Annotated in this window: 16 protein-coding genes; 8 read left to right on the top strand and 8 right to left on the bottom strand. The window is 50.3% G+C overall.

The window, feature by feature from the left end:
- Window positions 1–14 precede the first annotated feature (14 nt).
- The 4 genes from KG631_RS09090 to KG631_RS09075 all read left to right on the top strand — a co-directional run bounded on the left by KG631_RS09090 (window position 15) and on the right by KG631_RS09075 (window position 4082).
- The gene (locus tag KG631_RS09090; RefSeq protein ID WP_213998813.1) at window positions 15–419 is read left to right on the top strand and encodes a thioesterase family protein; all 405 of its coding nucleotides are present in this window, start codon (window positions 15–17) and stop codon (window positions 417–419) included.
- A gap of 83 nt (window positions 420–502) precedes the next feature.
- Window positions 503–2230 (top strand): gamma-glutamyltransferase, encoded by a 1728-nt coding sequence (gene ggt, locus KG631_RS09085; RefSeq protein WP_213998806.1) that lies wholly within the window; start codon window positions 503–505, stop codon window positions 2228–2230.
- A 13-nt stretch (window positions 2231–2243) separates the two neighbouring features.
- Window positions 2244–3287: a cupin-like domain-containing protein gene (locus KG631_RS09080; protein WP_213998799.1), complete on the top strand. Its 1044-nt coding sequence runs from the start codon at window positions 2244–2246 to the stop codon at window positions 3285–3287.
- A gap of 120 nt (window positions 3288–3407) precedes the next feature.
- Complete coding sequence (locus KG631_RS09075) at window positions 3408–4082, top strand: RDD family protein (RefSeq protein WP_213998792.1); 675 nt, start codon at window positions 3408–3410, stop codon at window positions 4080–4082.
- Window positions 4083–4089: 7 nt separating this feature from the next.
- Here the strand turns inward: KG631_RS09075 and KG631_RS09070 are convergent, their stop codons facing one another.
- From KG631_RS09070 to KG631_RS09040, 7 genes are all read right to left on the bottom strand, one after another.
- The gene (locus KG631_RS09070; protein ID WP_213998784.1) at window positions 4090–4644 is read right to left on the bottom strand and encodes an acyl-CoA thioesterase; all 555 of its coding nucleotides are present in this window, start codon (window positions 4642–4644) and stop codon (window positions 4090–4092) included.
- Window positions 4645–4656: 12 nt separating this feature from the next.
- A complete protein-coding gene (locus KG631_RS09065) occupies window positions 4657–5007 on the bottom strand; it encodes a DUF2288 domain-containing protein (RefSeq protein ID WP_213998777.1) in 351 nt (116 codons plus the stop codon).
- 47 nt (window positions 5008–5054) lie between these two features.
- Complete coding sequence (locus KG631_RS09060; RefSeq protein WP_213998770.1) at window positions 5055–6404, bottom strand: sigma 54-interacting transcriptional regulator; 1350 nt, start codon at window positions 6402–6404, stop codon at window positions 5055–5057.
- Complete coding sequence (locus tag KG631_RS09055) at window positions 6391–6987, bottom strand: hypothetical protein (RefSeq protein ID WP_213998753.1); 597 nt, start codon at window positions 6985–6987, stop codon at window positions 6391–6393. Before KG631_RS09055 ends, KG631_RS09060 begins: the two co-directional genes overlap by 14 nt.
- Window position 6988: 1 nt before the next feature.
- Window positions 6989–8389, bottom strand: coding sequence for a HAMP domain-containing sensor histidine kinase (locus tag KG631_RS09050; RefSeq protein WP_301003707.1), 1401 nt, complete (start codon window positions 8387–8389; stop codon window positions 6989–6991).
- 138 nt (window positions 8390–8527) lie between these two features.
- On the bottom strand, window positions 8528–8728 hold the full coding sequence (locus KG631_RS09045) for a hypothetical protein (protein ID WP_213998739.1): 201 nt from the start codon (window positions 8726–8728) through the stop codon (window positions 8528–8530).
- Window positions 8729–8952: 224 nt separating this feature from the next.
- Entirely contained in the window at window positions 8953–10179 is a 1227-nt protein-coding gene (locus tag KG631_RS09040) for an adenosine deaminase family protein (RefSeq protein ID WP_213998733.1), read from the bottom strand.
- A 188-nt stretch (window positions 10180–10367) separates the two neighbouring features.
- Between KG631_RS09040 and KG631_RS09035 the strand changes: the two genes are divergently transcribed.
- Window positions 10368–11783 (top strand): diguanylate cyclase, encoded by a 1416-nt coding sequence (locus tag KG631_RS09035; protein WP_213998725.1) that lies wholly within the window; start codon window positions 10368–10370, stop codon window positions 11781–11783.
- Here the strand turns inward: KG631_RS09035 and KG631_RS09030 are convergent.
- A complete protein-coding gene (locus tag KG631_RS09030; RefSeq protein ID WP_213998708.1) occupies window positions 11780–13105 on the bottom strand; it encodes a metallophosphoesterase in 1326 nt (441 codons plus the stop codon). The genes KG631_RS09035 and KG631_RS09030 overlap by 4 nt on opposite strands.
- Window positions 13106–13251: 146 nt before the next feature.
- Here KG631_RS09030 and KG631_RS09025 point away from each other — a divergent pair, with 146 nt between their 5' ends.
- The 3 genes from KG631_RS09025 to KG631_RS09015 all read left to right on the top strand — a co-directional run bounded on the left by KG631_RS09025 (window position 13252) and on the right by KG631_RS09015 (window position 16043).
- Window positions 13252–14613, top strand: a complete 1362-nt coding sequence (locus KG631_RS09025) for a M24 family metallopeptidase (protein ID WP_213998701.1) — start codon at window positions 13252–13254, stop codon at window positions 14611–14613.
- A gap of 158 nt (window positions 14614–14771) precedes the next feature.
- Window positions 14772–15167, top strand: coding sequence for a PA2779 family protein (locus KG631_RS09020; protein WP_213998686.1), 396 nt, complete (start codon window positions 14772–14774; stop codon window positions 15165–15167).
- Between the two features lie 9 nt (window positions 15168–15176).
- Entirely contained in the window at window positions 15177–16043 is an 867-nt protein-coding gene (locus KG631_RS09015; RefSeq protein WP_301003706.1) for a PA2778 family cysteine peptidase, read from the top strand.
- Window positions 16044–16144 lie beyond the last annotated feature (101 nt).

The following is a 16144-nucleotide window of genomic DNA, read 5'->3' as shown; positions in this document are numbered from 1 at the left end:
GAGTATTCCTGGTTATGTTTAGCGAAGTTATTCAGCCCCGTTTTTCCGAAACCGACGCCCTGGGACATATTAATAACACCGTTTTTGCAGTGTGGTTTGAGGGGGCACGAACTGCGGTTTTCCGCATTTTTACCCCAGAACTTAATCTGCAACAATGGCCTTTGATCATCGCCCGGGTCACTATCGACTATCATGCCCAAACTCAGTATGGTGAGCCAGTAGAAATTCGGACCTTTATCAGCCGCCTCGGTGGCAGTTCGTTTGATGTGTATCAGGAAGCCTGGCAAAACGGGGTTAAATGCGCCTCTGGCACGACAGTAATGGTACAGTTTAATTATCAGCAACAACAGGCTGTGCCGTTAACTGCACAACAAAAAACCGCGTTGTCAGAGCATTTAGTCAGCCCGGCCGACCGTTAATCAGCAACCGTTGGTCGAAAGGCGCTGGCAATTATTGTCTGCAGCCGCTAGCGTGCCATTAATATTAACTAAGGTAAATCACCATGAAAATATGTTCCTCTGTTAGCCTGCTTGCCAGTGCAGCCCTGCTGGCAAGTTACGCTGTCACAGCCTATGACCGGGTTACCGGCCATGACTTTGCCAGCCGCTCAGAAGTGATAGCCCAGAATGCCATGGCCGCGACCAGCCACCCGCTGGCAACCCAGATTGCGCTCGATACCATGAAAAAGGGCGGCAATGCCATTGATGCAGCCATCGCAGCCAATGCGGCACTGGGTTTAATGGAGCCTACCGGCAATGGTATCGGCGGTGATTTATATGCCATTGTCTGGGATGCCAAAACCGGCAAACTACATGGTTTAAATGGTTCAGGCCGCTCGCCCCTCAGTTTAAGTTACGAAATGCTGGCGCACGAACTGGAAAAGCTGGGACGCCCAGATTTACCGCCGCATGGCATGCTGCCGATCAGCGTGCCTGGCGCTGTCGATGGTTGGTTTGAATTGCACAGCAAATTCGGCAAGCTGGATATGGCTGATATTCTACAACCGGCCATTAATTATGCTGAGCAGGGCTTCCCGGTTACCGAGCTTATTGCCTATTACTGGCAGCGCAGCGTGCCAATTTTAAGCCCGCAACCCGGCGATTTTAAAGGCACCTTTACCATCGATGGTAAGGCGCCAGCCAAAGGCCAGATTTTTAAAAACCCGGCGCTGGCTAACACCTACAAAGCGCTTGCCACAGAGGGCCGCGATGCCTTTTATAACGGCGATATTGCGGTACAGATTGACCGTTTTATGCGCGAAAACGGCGGCTACCTGCGTTTTGCCGACTTTGCTAACCATCGTTCCAGCTGGGTAGAGCCGGTTGGGGTTGATTATAAAGGCTACACCCTGTGGGAGCTGCCGCCCAATGGCCAGGGCGTTGCGGCACTGCAAATGCTGCAAATTCTGAAGAACTTTGATTTAAAAGCCATGGGTTTTAATACACCGCAAAGTATTCATACTCTGGTTGAGGCAAAAAAACTGGCATTTGAAGACCGCGCCAAATTTTATGCCGATCAGGACTTTCATAAAACGCCGTTGCAGGGTTTAATTTCGGAAGAATACGGGCGCGAGCGGGCCAAACTAATTGGCGAACGCGCTGCACAGCGGGTTGATGCCGGCAATCCGCACCTGTATGAAGGTGATACCATTTATCTGACCACGGCCGATAAAGACGGCAACATGGTGTCCTTAATTCAGAGCAATTACCGCGGTATGGGCTCCGGCGTGGTGGTGCCTGGCCTGGGCTTTGTATTTCAGGATCGTGGCCAGTTGTTTTCCATGGATAAAAACCACGCCAATGTTTATCAACCGGGCAAACGGCCTTTTAATACGATTATTCCGGCTTTTATCACTAAAGACGGTAAGCCGTTAGTCAGCTACGGTGTAATGGGCGGTGCCATGCAACCACAGGGGCATGTGCAAATTCTGGTGAATATGGTCGACTACGGCATGAACCTGCAGGAAGCCGGCGATGCCGCCCGCTGGCAACACCTTGGTAATACGGAACCCACTGACGGCCAGGATACTTACCTGAGCAATGGCGGTTATATTGAAGTAGAGCGTGGCGTGCCTTACAGCACGGTACGTGACCTGATGCTGAAAGGCCATCAGGTGCGCTATGGGCTGGGTGGTTATGGCGGTTATCAGGCCATTATGAAAGATCATGAAAACGACAGCTATATTGGCGCTTCCGAGTCACGTAAAGACGGTCAGGCAGCTGGTTACTGACCACGAGGGAGACATGGCTAATACCGAGCACAACATGCAAACCGGTTACGCGCTGGAAAATTTACCGGCGCCGGCTGAAGTCAGTGGCGTCACCGCAGCAAACTTTGCCGAAAAAGTAACGGACCACTACCGGCCAGTGGTGTTACGCGGTTTTGCCACACAATGGCCACTGGTGCAAACGGCCAGACATTCATTAACCGCAGCAGCAGCGTATTTAAAAGCACGCAGTAATAATCAGTCACAAAAGCTGGTAAGTCTCGCCCCTGAAACCGATGGCAGATTGTTTTATAATCACGACATTAGCGGTATGAATTTCAGCGCCAGTCAACAGCCACTTAACGCGGCAATAGATACGATGCTTGCCAACAATAGTGAGCAGAGCAATCGTTACTGTGTGCAATGCGTGCCAGTGGCAGACAATTTCAGTTCGTTATTAACTGAGCTGAGCAACCCGCTGCTAACCCCGTCACCCAAGCCGTTTATCTGGCTCGGCACCAGGGTTACTGTGCCGGCACACTTCGATGAAGCCAGCAATATCGCAGTGGTAGCGGCAGGTAAGCGGCGCTTTACCCTGTTTCCGCCGGAGCAGGTAGCCAACTTATATGTAGGTCCGCTGGATTTAACCCCGGCCGGCCAGCCTATCAGTATGGTGAATCTACAACAACCTGACTTACAGGCACATCCACTTTACGCCAATGCGTATCAGGCGGGTTTATCGGTAGAGTTAGACGCAGGTGATGCCATTTATATTCCCAGCCCCTGGTGGCACAGCGTCACCTCACTCAGTGATTTTAATGTGCTGGTGAACTACTGGTGGAGCAATGCCTATGTCGCCAGTGCTCTGCCACTGCCAATGTTGTTACACGCCATCCAGGCCTTTAACCACATGTCCTCTGGCGAACGGCAAGCCTGGCAACACATGCTACAGCACTATTTATTTAAGCCAGAACATCCGTTGGCGCATATCCCGGAAAATGCCAGAGGGGTGCAGGGCAACCTGACGCCGCAACTGGCGCAGGGGCTGCATCAGTGGCTGGCAGCGCAACTGAATCGGTAGTCTTGTTCTGGTGCAGCCTGCCCGCCAGCAGGTAGCGAATTAACGACTAATTTATCTTGCCTTTACAAAAACGGCTGATTAAAGTGCGTAATCAGGAACACAATAAACGGAGTAGTAGTAGTGGATGTCACCCCTGATTATGACAAATACAGTCTGGACGACTTATATTCTGCCGCAAATAGTATTGACCAGGAACAGTATCCTGAGCGCGCCGCGCTGATCCAGCAACATATTAGCGAGCGTGAGGCCAGACGAGCCGCTGAGCAGCAAGCACACCAGCAAGAGGTTACCCAGCAACCCGTCAAACCGACGCCTGAGCTGGTGCTTCCGGCAAATCTGGCCAAGCGCAGCCATCGTTTCTGGGGCGCCATTATTGATGGGGTATTGCAAATTCTGGTGAGCATACCATTGTTCTGGTATGTCGGACTGGCTGCATTTGCTGAACCGAGTATGGGGCTTATTATTGGTTCGGCAATCTACGGCGTGGTCGCCTATTTGCTAATGCACGGCTATTTATTACACCAGTACGGCCAGACAATAGGTAAAGCTGAGTTTGGTATGCGGATAGAACATTTAAATGGTCAGCAAGCCAGCCTTAAACACATAATGCTGATGCGCTATTTACCGATGGTGGCGATAAACTGGATCCCAGGAATTGGTGCTTTCATTGCTGGACTGCTGAATCCGCTGATGATCTTTGGCAAGCAAAAACGGTGTTTACATGACCATGTTGCCCAGACCCGGGTTTGCTATGTCAGTGCCAGGCAACAACCTGATGACGGCATGACCGCGTGATCATTAGTTAACCTTTAATAGCGGCAACATCAACATCAGCATGGTCGCTGGCCATAAAGGCCAGCGCTTTCGCTAAATCACCGGCAAACGGCTCAGTGGCAATCCGCTGTTTGCGAGCACTGATCCGCTCAGCAGCCTTTAAGTAGCGCATTACCTGTTCGCGGCTGGTTAATTGCAGGCGTGGCACCTGCAAAGTAGCACCGCTTTCGTCTTTGGCAATCATGGTAAAGTATGATGAGTTACAGTGCTTGATCAGACCGGTCTGAATATTCTGGGCATCGACCCGGATCCCTACCATCATAGAGGTATTGCCGACATAATTGACCGAAGCTTTCAGGGTTACCAACTCCCCTACTTCTATCGGGTTCAGAAAGTCAACCCGGTCGACCGACGCCGTGACGCAATAGCTGCCACTGAATTTAGAGGCACTGGCAAAGGCTATCTGATCCATTAACGACAGCAGATAGCCACCGTGAATTTTACCACTGAAATTTGAGTGCGATGGCAGCATCAGCTGCGATAAGGTGATTTCTGAACTGGCTACCGTTTTATAATTTGCCATCGCGATATCCTTTTAATTTACCTGCACTGGCTTATCCTGTACCAGTACCCAGGGCGAAATAACCACAGCCCATAACTCAGTATTATTATCAAACCACTGCTGCGCCTGCTGCTCAGTAGTGCGCTGCACAACACCTGCAGCCAGCCAATCTGCCACCTTGGCTTTGTCATCGGCACTGAAGGCATACGCGACGTCTACCAGATCGTGGCCGGAGCCGACGGTTATTACCGACCCTGCAGCATAAAATTTTTGTAGTTGCTGCCAGTTAATCCGGGCGGTTTCACTGACAATTTTTGCTTTAATCAGCTCGGGGGTTTCAGCAGCCTCAGCCAGGTGGCCATCGGGTGGCGTTATTGCGTTCATTGCAATCTCCTTCATTAACAACGGCAAGTGTAAAACAGCTACCGGCCTTACTCCAGCGATTCATCCTCAGCAGCAACCTGGGCGGCACTTAATTCATGTTTTTTCAGTAATTTATAAAAATCGGTGCGGTTGCGTCCTGCCAACTCCGCCGCCCGGGTAACATTGCCTTCAGTCATTTTCAGAACCCGCACCAAATACTGGCGCTCGAACTGGTCGCGGGCATCGGTCAGGGTCGGCCAGTAACTACTGTTTTGTGATAGTGCCTGCTCTACCAGACTCTGACCAATAACCGGACTGTGCGTTAACGCCACACATTGTTCGATAACATTGACCAGCTGGCGCACATTTCCCGGCCATTTAGCAGTCGCCAGGGTTTGCATAGCATCATCGGCGAAGCGGGTGACTTTAACATTGTGCCGCTCGGCACTTAACGCCAGCACATGGCGGGCCAGCAAGGGTATATCCTCTGGCCGTTGCTCCAGACTTGGCAATTGCAGGTTAACCACATTTAAGCGATAGTATAAATCTTCGCGAAAACTGCCCTCGGTCATCGCCTGTTGTAAATCACGATGCGTGGCCGATAACACCCTGACATTAATCGGCACACTTTTGCTGCTGCCCACCGGCCGGATTTGCCGCTCTTGCAACGCGCGTAACAGCTTAACCTGCAACGCAACCGGCATATCGCCAATTTCATCCAGAAACAGGGTACCGCCATCAGCTTCGCGAAATAAGCCGCCATGCTCCGACACTGCACCGGTGAACGCACCCTTGCTGTGGCCGAATAATTCCGATTCCAGCAAGTGCTCTGGCAGGGCACCACAGTTTATTGCCACAAAATGCTGTTTGGCACGGGGGCTGGCTTTATGAATAGCGTTGGCCAGCAGTTCTTTACCGGTGCCGCTTGCCCCGGTAATTAACACACTGACATCGCGCTGGGCTACCCGGTAAGCCTGTTCCAGTAGTGCCGCCATCAGCGGGCTGCGACTGACGATCTCTTCACGCCAGTCTGCCTGTTCAGGTACTGACTGATGCACCGCCTGCTTTAAAATATCCCGCAGTTCAGCGTTATTCAGTGGCTTGGTTAAAAAGCCAAACACGCCGCGCTGGGTAGCGGCCACCGCTTCCGGAATAGAGCCATGGGCCGTCATCAGCACCACCGGCAGGCCCTGATAGCGTTTAGCAATTTCATCAAACAAGCTCATACCATCCAGGCCTGGCATCCGCAAATCACTTAACACCACATCAAAGCTCTGTTTATTTAAAATCGTCAGCGCGGTTTCGGCACAATCGGCACTGACCACCTGATACCCCTCACCCTCCAGCCGCAACGTTAACAGCCGCAATAAGCTTGGGTCGTCATCGACTAACAGTAAACGCGGTTTAGGGTCGGCCATTGTTACCCTCATTGATACTTTGGTTAAGTTGGGCTTCTATCTGAGTTAATGCATCAATTTTTTTCTGCAGATCTTTATTGGTTTTTTGTAGCCGCTCAATATTGTCATGCTGCTGGGCATTCAGCCGGGTCAGGGCGCTGACCGCCGACTCCGTCTCGAGTAATTTCTGGTTAAAAGTTAAATCCCAGCTGATAAGCGCAGCCAGCCCCGGCGGCAATGCGGCAATTTGTTCGGCCAGCTGCATTTGTACCCGCAGTCGGGTTAAATAAGGGGTGTCAGGGTGTAACTGCAGAATAATCCGCTGCAGCATTTGCACCGGATCGGGGTCAGACAGGTCACTCAGTGATTCACGCCACAGCGCGCGGTTGTTTAATAAACTGGCCCGGTAATTGACCCAGGCTTGTAAAGTAGCCGGATCATCACTGAGGCTTAACGCTACTTCAGTGCTGGCCACGCTGTCTTGCGGCAGGGTTTGTGGCTCTGTAGACTCCGGCTCTGCCGTCGGCTCCTGTTCAGGCGGCGGCTGGTTTAACAGCTGGCAGCCGGACAGCGTTACCAGCAGCAATATCAGCGTAATTCTCATGTTATTTTTCCTCTAGCAGCGGTAAACGTACTCTGATACACACATCAGCGTATACCACATCAACAATATCAGCGTGGCCACCCAGTAGCCGGGCACAGTCTGCGACAATAGATAGCCCCAGGCCCGATCCCTGCACCGCATCAAACCTTGGGGTGGTACCGCGCTGAAAGGGTTCAAATAATTTTTCGCGCAGCGCCGTAGGTATCGGCGCACCATTGTTTGCCACTTCCAGCACCAGCATATCGTCCTTTTTATACAATTTTACCCACACCGGGCTACTTTCAGCGCCGTACGCCTGGGCATTGTTGATCAGGTTATCGAGAATACGCCGGAACAAGGTTTCGTCGGTATAAATATTGGTAAGCTGACAGTCCAGCTTAATTTGCTGCTGGCGTTGCTGCAGCGACAGCGCATGGTCGGCAAAACAGGCTTGTAGCAACTGCTGCGGTACCTGACGACTGAGCTCTGGTTTGGCTTGTTGTAATAGCCGGTTGTAATCCAGCAGCTGCTCAGTAAGCTGGCTTAAGCGGTCAGCACTGCCATTGAGCAGCATTACCACTTCCAGTTGTTGCGGGTTCAGTGGCCCCAGCAGTTGTTCAGTTAATAAGGCACAGCCTTCGCGAATGCTGGATAACGGGGTTTTCAACTCATGTGAGGCATGGCGCAGTAAAATCAGCCGCAGTGCTTCTAATTGCTGCAGACGCGAACTTAACCAGCGCAGTTGTTCACCCAATTCTGACAGCTCCCGCGGACCTTCCAGTTTACCGTCCGGAAAATGTTGCTGTTGGCCTATCGCCCTGATCATTTTATCCAGTTTTTGTACCGGTGCTGCCACCCTGCCCGATGCCCACAGCACCAGCAATAAGGTCAGAAATACCAACGCCACGGTTTGCCAGGCCTGGCGCTGCTGCGCGTCCTGTACCAGTTGCTGCTGGTTTTGTAATCGCTGTTCCAGTAAATCCCAGATTTGCTGGCTGATCCGCTGCTGGCGCAGCCTTATTTGCTGTAATAACTGTTCCAGTGGCGTGCCACTCAGCTGGCTGTACTGTGCAGCGAGTTGCTGTAAATCAGCCTGCTGCTGCAAGCAGTCAACCAGCTCGGGTAAATCGTGGCATAACTGGCTAAGGCTGGCTTGCTGATTGCTGATGTGGCTTTGCGCTACCCTGGCCAGCGCCTCCGTTTTTACCACGGCATACTGACGCACAGCCCGCTCAATATCTACCACCAGGTTTTGCATATTCTCGGCCCGGCGCACACTGATCACGGCACTTTCGGCCTCACTGGTTGCAAAGCGGCTTAAACCCGACAGAGCTTTATGGCTTTGCCACATCAATACCCCGACCGGGATCATCGCCAGCAAAAAGCTCAGAATAACCAGTTGTCGCAACGAAGCAGTTCGCAAAGGAAAGCGCATAGGCAGTTAAATTCAGAGAAAGTTAGCGTTAGCATAACCTGTTTAACTAAAAAAAACAGGCCAGTAAGGAGGGCTGGCCTGAACAAGCATTCAGCAAGGAGCTGAACTCATGGGAATAAATTTGGCTTACTGCGCCTTGCGGGCATAAGCTGGCATATAGCTGACAGCCGCCGGGTGAGCGCCGGTGTTAGTGCGGATAACAGCAGCTTGCTGTTGCTCCCAGGCCTGGACACTGGGGTTATTTAAATCGACCCGACGCAACATTGTTACCACTAACATCATATTGGCAACCAGGAACATCGTGATAAACACTAAGAATAAATCCATAACACACCTCCGGTAATTACCTTAGGTGTATCAAGTGTTATGCCAACTTTAAAATATCCAATAAATTCAGTTTATTACAGCATATTTCCTGCTAAAGCCCGCCGTAATTTGTTAATAGTGTCTGCATTCAGAGACACTATTAACCGTCTGAAATGCTAGTTGTTATAAATCAACAAGTTAAACTGTATGCATTTTGCGACACAAAAAATAAGCTTTTGTTTTAACTAAATAAAACCATATTGCTTAGCAACCCGGTCAAAATAATCCAGACAATTTTTGGCGTACTGACGTTTCTCAACATAGCTGCCCGGAAAGAAGCTCTTTTTAAAACCATAGGCCACCATGTCTTTTAAGCGTTTTAGCGGGATATCAAAGTTATCCAGCGCCAGTTGATATTCGTTGCATACTGTCGTGTTAGACACCAGACGGTTGTCGGTGCAAATCACTGTCGCCATCCGGTTGTCCAACATAGCCTTAAACTGATGCTGACGAATATCAGTCAGTTGCGGGTTGGTTTGCAGGTTACTGGTCAGGCATACTTCAATGGCGATGCGCTTATCGGCAATATAACTGGCCAGGTTGCGGATATAGGCCGCTTTATCACAAATATCGGCACTATGGATCATCTCTGGAATAAACATCGAATACCCATGACCAATCCGGTCGGCATAGCATTCGGTAATAGCTTCAAACACGCTTTCAGCACCATAAGCCTCACCCGCATGCAAAGTCTTTAGCATAAAATGCTGATGCGCATATTCGTAGACTTCTTTGAATTTACTGGCAGGGTAGCCCGATTCCTGACCGGCTAAATCCAGGCCGACTATTGGCATACCACTTTCATCACGCAGCCTAACACTGGCCCGCACCAGCTCCATCCCAGCCAGTTTAATCACGTCCATCGGTGCAAAATCACGCATCAGCTGAAATAAATTGGTGTAGTACGGCGAAAAGCCCTTATCGCCAAACATCCGCATCGCGCAATTAATAATGCCATAACCAAAAGGCGGCTTATCACCGCTTAGCACTGTCTCGCTGCGGTTATACTCGTTCTGCGCTCGCTTTAAACCGTTATTTACGGCATGCATGATCTGGTCAAAATCGATGCCGCGGCTTAAATCGATTAGTAACTGAGGGGCAAAGCGAACCTCTATATAGTTAACGCCTTCAGCCTGGTTATCAATGGCCAGCTCATAAGCTGCCCGCTCCAGGTTTTCCGGGTCGCGCAATACGGCGCAGGTGTATTGAAAACAGTGTAAATATTCGCCCAGATTCTGGTATTTATCTTTAAATACCCGCTGTTTTAAGCCGTCAACGCTTTGCGAAGGCAACTTAGTGCCAGTACGCTTTGCCATTTCAATCAGGCTGTCCAGCCGCAGGCTGCCGTCTAAGTGCAGATGCAAATCAGACTTGGGCATGGCTTTAATAAATTCAGCAGAATAACGTGGCATAGCAGCTCCTTTTTTTGTCTGCATATAGTGTATCGCAGTTTACTGCCCTTGTTTTACTGATGTTGGCAAGGACTGCTTCGAAATGTGCTGCTAAATCACTGCCAGACATAAATTTAAATAGCGTTGGCACTCGCTTTTTTGCAGCGACCGCGTATACCTAATACATAGTCCTTCAGAGTAAGACCGTTATGCAAAATAATGCGACGTTAACGATTGAACAAAGCAGGCTGGAGGCATTACAGCAACTCGGCCTGCTTAACACCCCCCCAGAGGAACGGTTTGACCGGATAACCCGGCTGGCCAAAGCGTTATTCAATACTGACATAGTATTGCTAACCCTGCTGGATGAAAAAACCCAGTTTTTTAAATCACGTTTAGGTACCAGCCTGGAAGGCACGCCCCGTGATATCTCGTTTTGCACCCATGCCATTATGGAAGAGAAGTTGCTGGTGATCCCTGATGCACTGCAAGATCCGCGCTTTGCAGACAATCCGTTAGTCACCAAAGAACCGTTTATCCGCTTTTATGCCGGCGCGGTTATTCGTACCTATACCGGTATGGCGCTGGGTACCTTATGTTTAATTGACAGTAAACCGAGGCATTTCAGTGCCGATGAGCAAGAATTGTTGCTGGATTTAGCTAAAGGTGCGGAGAACGAATTTCAGCTGCATTATCTGAAAACCTTACAAGCAGAAAACCGGCGGTTGGCCTGGATAGCAGAGCAAACTGCCAACGGTGTGTTGTACACCGACACGACTAATCAGATAGTCTGGTGCAACAGCGGTTTTAGTAAACTCTGTGGTTACAGCCTGGCTGAGCTGGTCGGGAAAACCCCGGCCGAACTGTTTTTAGGCCCCGATACTAATCCGGTTACCATTCGAAAACTGCACCAGCAAGTGCAACAGCGAAAACCCGCCAAAGCTGACATTCTGTATTACAGCAAGCACGGCAAACCCTATTGGGTGCATGTCTATGCTGAGCCTTTATTCGACGAACAGCAGCAATATCAGGGTTATATTTCAATGCAAACGGATATTACCGAGCGGGTAGGCAAATTAGTCGAAATGGAGCGGCTGGCTCATTTAGACCCGCTAACCGGTTTGCCAAACCGCCGTTACTTTGAAACACACTTTGCCCAAAGCCTTGACCGCTTAGCATGCAACCCCGCCAGCCCTGATATGCTGGCGTTATTTATTATTGATTTAGATGGTTTTAAAGCCGTTAACGATAATCATGGTCATGCTGCCGGCGATCAGGTGCTAACGGATTTAGCTCAACGCTTAAAAAACACCATCCGCGATGCGGAGCTGCTGGCCCGGTTAGGTGGTGACGAGTTTGCACTGTTAGCTGATGTGCAGCATGCCGATGACGTAAGCGCCATTGCACAGCGGATTTATCAGGTAACAGAGCAACCGCAGAGCCTGCCTTCGCAGCCAGGTGATAAGGCACAAATCACGGTAAAACTGGATATGAGCATTGGTATTGCCTTGGCGCCACTTCACAGTATGTCGCAGGCGCAGTTATTTGAGCTGGCCGATCAGGCGATGTATCGGGCGAAAGCCGCCGACCTGCCATTTCTGATTTATACAGCTGGTGACGACTAACTACCGTCAGCCGTTCTATCGCGATTAAAAAAACTTTTGGCCTGGTTTAAATCGTTCAGATGCTGTTTATTGGCCGTTAGAGCACGCCAATCGGCTGGCGACAGCAACTGAAAAGCACGATATTGTGGTTGTTGCTCGCTAAAGCGGGTCTTTACCATGCCAACATCGGTAAATTTTGCCTCGCCATCACTTATCATTAGTGCACTGCTGGTTTGCTCTGCCTCTACCGCCATTAACCGGCCATCGTACAATGCCGTTGGCTTCGCTACCGGGGTATGGCCAATAACCAGTGCATTTACGTTGAAGTGGGCCAACACCTGCTGCAGGTGCGCCTCTTGCCAATCGCCACCGGATACCCCGTCATTGCTTTCTGCAAGAAGTGCCCGGAACTGGCTTAACCCCTTGCTACCGTAAAATAACGCATAGTCAGCCTCGGTCACCTGCTCATTGGTTTGCTTTAAGGTGGTATGGTATCGCTCATTAAGTTGCGTTACCGTCAAACCGCTGGCTAGTACCTGCGGGCTGATACCACCGTGGGTAAACAAATAATTTCCCATCCTGGCAATAATCGGTTGCTGCCGCAGCCAGCCACCCAACACGGTATTGACGGCGAAACTTTGCTCATAAGGCATAAGTTGCTCAATTGCCCAGAAATGCTCAGTCTCCACACGGTCAACCAGGCCGCGCATGACATATTGCTCATGATTGCCGTGCAACAACAGTAACTGGCCACCCTGCTGCTGAGCTTGCTGCGCCAACTGATATAAACGCCATAATAAATCGTATACCTGACGCCCCCTGTCGACGGCATCACCCAGGACAATGAGCTGGCCGTTGCCAAACTGCCAGTCTCCATTGGCATCGGTTACACCGCTGCTACGGGCCCAATGCTCAAAAAATGCGATGTTGCCTTCCAGATCACTAATCACGGCAACTGCTGCCGGCGTCGCTATTTCAGCATTGATACTAAGTGGCGAACCGGCCAGCTGGTAATGATATTGCCGTCCCTGACAATCCAGCTGCACATTGGCGGCAGCGAGCGTTAGCTCCTGCGTAATACGTTTATCCTGACACCAGGCTGTTAACTGCAGTGTCAACGCATTTTTAACGATAACCGGGCCCTGTAAGCCTGAAATTGCTGGCTCACTCGCCTGCACACTGCCAGCTGCGTTCCACTTTATTTCGCCCACGACTATTGGCAAATATACCTTGCTGTAAACACCACCCTTGGTTAATTCAACGGTGGCATTTGCCAGTATTGCTAATAAAGCCGCCAACAACACCAGTAACGTAGCCACTAATACTTTTAGTAGTGTTTTCATTAACCCTGCTTTTAGATACAAAAAATAAACAATTAGGTTTTATATATTGAAGCAACCGTAAAAGCAATGTCTTTCGCTCTAAGCTATTGCTTTTTAATATTATCTGACTTAAAACAGTTAACACTTATTCCTGCTAAGGGACCTACATGAGAATATTATTTCTACTGCCCGCGCTAACGACGTTGCTCGTTTCTGCAACATTATCCGCCAATACCACGGCGTTTAGCCAAAGCCGGGTACTGAGTTCTGCAACCTATTATCATATATTAAGCCCACGGCAGCGGGTAACAGTGGAAAACCAGTTGACTAATCAGCGGCTGGAGCAATTGCTGCCACAGCTGATGGCCGAATCAGAGCTGGATATGTGGCTGGTGATTAATCGTGAGTATGCTGAAGATCCGGTGTATTTTACCCTGGTGCCCCAACCCACTTTTGCTGCGCGGCGTACCACAATGTTGTTGTTCAGCCGCAATGCCGATGGCAGCATTGATAAGTTATCCGTTAACCGCTATCCGCTTGGTGATCCCTATGAATCAGCCTGGGCCGGCGGCAATTTAGCCGAGCAGTGGCAGGCACTGGCCGCTGAAATTGTCAAACGTCAGCCGAAGACAATTGGCATTAACACCTCTGAACACTGGCCGGTGGCTGACGGCTTAACCTCTGGCCTGCACCAACAGTTGTTAAAAGCATTACCCGCGGAATATCACAGCAGGTTGGTATCGGCCGAGCAATTAGTGGTGCGCTGGCTAGAGCAACGCACAGAGGCAGAGCTTGAGCTATACCCGCAGATTGTCAGCCTGGCCCGTTCAGTTATTGCTGAAGCATTCAGTAATAAAGTGATCACCCCTGGCGTGACCACGACCGATGATGTTGCCTGGTATATTCGTGAGCGCTTTGCCCAGCTGGATTTACCGGTCTGGTTTATGCCCTACGTTAACCTGCAACGTCAGGACCTGGCCTGCGAAGCCGATAATCCGTTCTGTGGTACTTCGGGCGTGATCCAGCGCGGTGATGTGCTGCACACCGATGTTGGCATTTGTTATCTTACCCTCTGCACCGACACCCAGGAAATGGCGTACGTACTGCATAATACGGAAACCGACGCCCCCGCGGGTTTAAAGGCGGCTCTGGCCACCGGCAACCGCTGGCAGGATATGTTAACCGCCGAATTTAAAAGCGGTCGTAGCGGTAATGCGATTCTGGCGGCCACCCGCAAAGCGGCCGCAAATGCTGGCATCAACAGCAGTACTTACACCCACGCTATCGGCTTTGTTGGCCATGCACCAGGGCCTACTATTGGTATGTGGGATAATCAGGGCGATACACCAGTACAAGGCGACTGGCCACTATATGCCAATACGGCCTACGCTATCGAAGGCAATATTAAGCAGGCGGTGCCAGAGTGGAACCAGCTGGTACAGATAAAGCTGGAACAAAGTGCCTATTTCGATGGCAAACAGGTCATTTATCTGGCGGGCCGGCAAACGCAGTGGCATCTTGTCAGGTAACTTAAGCGACTATGGCCGGCAGCTGCCGGTCGTTATCTGTTTGCAAAGACCAGCTTATTCAGCTACGCTTCTGAAGCTGTGCATTGTTAATTTTCAACAAGTTATAGCTTATCCAAAACGAAGTTTGTCCGTTAAACAACAAATTCAAGGATGTATCCATGATAAATAAATTGTTCAAAATCAGCTTCGCCAGTGCGATTGCCCTCGTTGGCACGTTATTCTTCGGTATGAGTCAGGCAACAGCAGGCGTTTATAGCTCTGATCAGGTGATTGCCGACCAGCAGCACCATTATAATAAACAGCAGGTACTGGCTTTTGTCGATAGTGCAGAGGTACAAAGTAAACTGATTGAACTGGGTGTCAGCCCGGCTGATGCCAAACTGCGTATCGCCAGTATGACCAATGCCGAGCTGGAAGCCTTTAACAACCAGCTAAATGAGATGCCTGCAGGTGGCGTGGTTGGCACCATAGTAACCGTACTGGTCGTAGTGGCAGTACTCGATTTGATGGGTATTACCAACGTTTATCCGTTTATCCGCCCTATCGGCGGCTGATAGTTCTTTATGCAAAAACTGATTCAGACCAGCCTGTTGGCTGGTCTGTTGCTTCTGCTAACACTTGGGCTGACAGCCTGTCAGACCCCGCCACAAACCCGGCTGTTACTGGCAGAACCTCCTGCTATAGCCCGCACTCATACTATTGGCCAGGTGCCCTTTTATCCACAGCAGGAGTATTTCTGCGGTCCCACTACGTTATCAGAAGTCGCGGGGTATTACGGCGTCAGCAAAAGCCCGGATGAGATAGCGCCCGCTACCTTTACCCCAGGCCTTGAAGGCACACTGCAAATAGAAATGACTGCAGCTACCCGGCAACTTGGTATGGTAGCCTATGCACAGCGCGCAACGATGAGCCAATTATTGAGCCTGATAGCCGATAATATTCCGGTTATTGTGCTGCAAAACAATTCAATCGCCTGGTTACCACAGTGGCATTATGCAGTGGTTATTGGTTATGACATTAATAGCAAAGAGGTGATTTTACATACCGGCGTTACAGAAGCACACCGCCTTAATTTTTCAACGTTCGAGCGCACCTGGCGCCGCGCTAATTACTGGATGCTGGCGATGTTGCCCCCCGATAAAACCAGTGCGCAACTGGACCCTTTTGTCTATACCAAAGCCTGTCAGGATTTAATTGACACCCGGCAAACCAACGCCGGTATTGCCGCGCTGATCAACGCAACTAAACAATGGCCAGACTACTGGCTGCCGTACTTTTACTGGGCAATCATTATTTTGAAGCCGAGCCGAAAAAAGCCGCCGGTTGGTTTGAACAAGGCCTGGACGCAGCCCGGCAACAGGTGGCTTATCTTAACAATTATGCGGTATTGCTTAGCGAGCTTGGCTGTCACAACAAGGCGACAGCTTTAATTGAGCAAGCGCTGCAACTGGCACCGGACGACAAGATGCTACTGGATAGCCAACAGCAAATTAATTCAGCGCGACAGGCGGCTGCAGAAACTTCTGATTGT

Source organism: Arsukibacterium sp. (assembly GCF_018402695.1).
Lineage (GTDB): Bacteria > Pseudomonadota > Gammaproteobacteria > Enterobacterales > Alteromonadaceae > Alishewanella.
The sequence above is the reverse complement of the archived record's forward strand: the minus strand, read 5'-3'. Positions and strand labels throughout refer to the sequence as shown.

What these genes read in the sequence shown, in the direction of transcription:
- KG631_RS09090 (WP_213998813.1), top strand. Translation starts at nt 15, where the DNA reads ATGTTTAGCGAAGTTATTCAGCCCCGTTTTTCCGAAACCGACGCCCTG.
- ggt (WP_213998806.1), top strand. Translation starts at nt 503, where the DNA reads ATGAAAATATGTTCCTCTGTTAGCCTGCTTGCCAGTGCAGCCCTGCTG.
- KG631_RS09080 (WP_213998799.1), top strand. Translation starts at nt 2,244, where the DNA reads ATGGCTAATACCGAGCACAACATGCAAACCGGTTACGCGCTGGAAAAT.
- KG631_RS09070 (WP_213998784.1), bottom strand. Translation starts at nt 4,644, where the DNA reads ATGGCAAATTATAAAACGGTAGCCAGTTCAGAAATCACCTTATCGCAG.
- KG631_RS09065 (WP_213998777.1), bottom strand. Translation starts at nt 5,007, where the DNA reads ATGAACGCAATAACGCCACCCGATGGCCACCTGGCTGAGGCTGCTGAA.
- KG631_RS09060 (WP_213998770.1), bottom strand. Translation starts at nt 6,404, where the DNA reads ATGGCCGACCCTAAACCGCGTTTACTGTTAGTCGATGACGACCCAAGC.
- KG631_RS09055 (WP_213998753.1), bottom strand. Translation starts at nt 6,987, where the DNA reads ATGAGAATTACGCTGATATTGCTGCTGGTAACGCTGTCCGGCTGCCAG.
- KG631_RS09045 (WP_213998739.1), bottom strand. Translation starts at nt 8,728, where the DNA reads ATGGATTTATTCTTAGTGTTTATCACGATGTTCCTGGTTGCCAATATG.
- KG631_RS09040 (WP_213998733.1), bottom strand. Translation starts at nt 10,179, where the DNA reads ATGCCACGTTATTCTGCTGAATTTATTAAAGCCATGCCCAAGTCTGAT.
- KG631_RS09035 (WP_213998725.1), top strand. Translation starts at nt 10,368, where the DNA reads ATGCAAAATAATGCGACGTTAACGATTGAACAAAGCAGGCTGGAGGCA.
- KG631_RS09030 (WP_213998708.1), bottom strand. Translation starts at nt 13,105, where the DNA reads ATGAAAACACTACTAAAAGTATTAGTGGCTACGTTACTGGTGTTGTTG.
- KG631_RS09025 (WP_213998701.1), top strand. Translation starts at nt 13,252, where the DNA reads ATGAGAATATTATTTCTACTGCCCGCGCTAACGACGTTGCTCGTTTCT.
- KG631_RS09020 (WP_213998686.1), top strand. Translation starts at nt 14,772, where the DNA reads ATGATAAATAAATTGTTCAAAATCAGCTTCGCCAGTGCGATTGCCCTC.
- KG631_RS09015 (WP_301003706.1), top strand. Translation starts at nt 15,177, where the DNA reads ATGCAAAAACTGATTCAGACCAGCCTGTTGGCTGGTCTGTTGCTTCTG.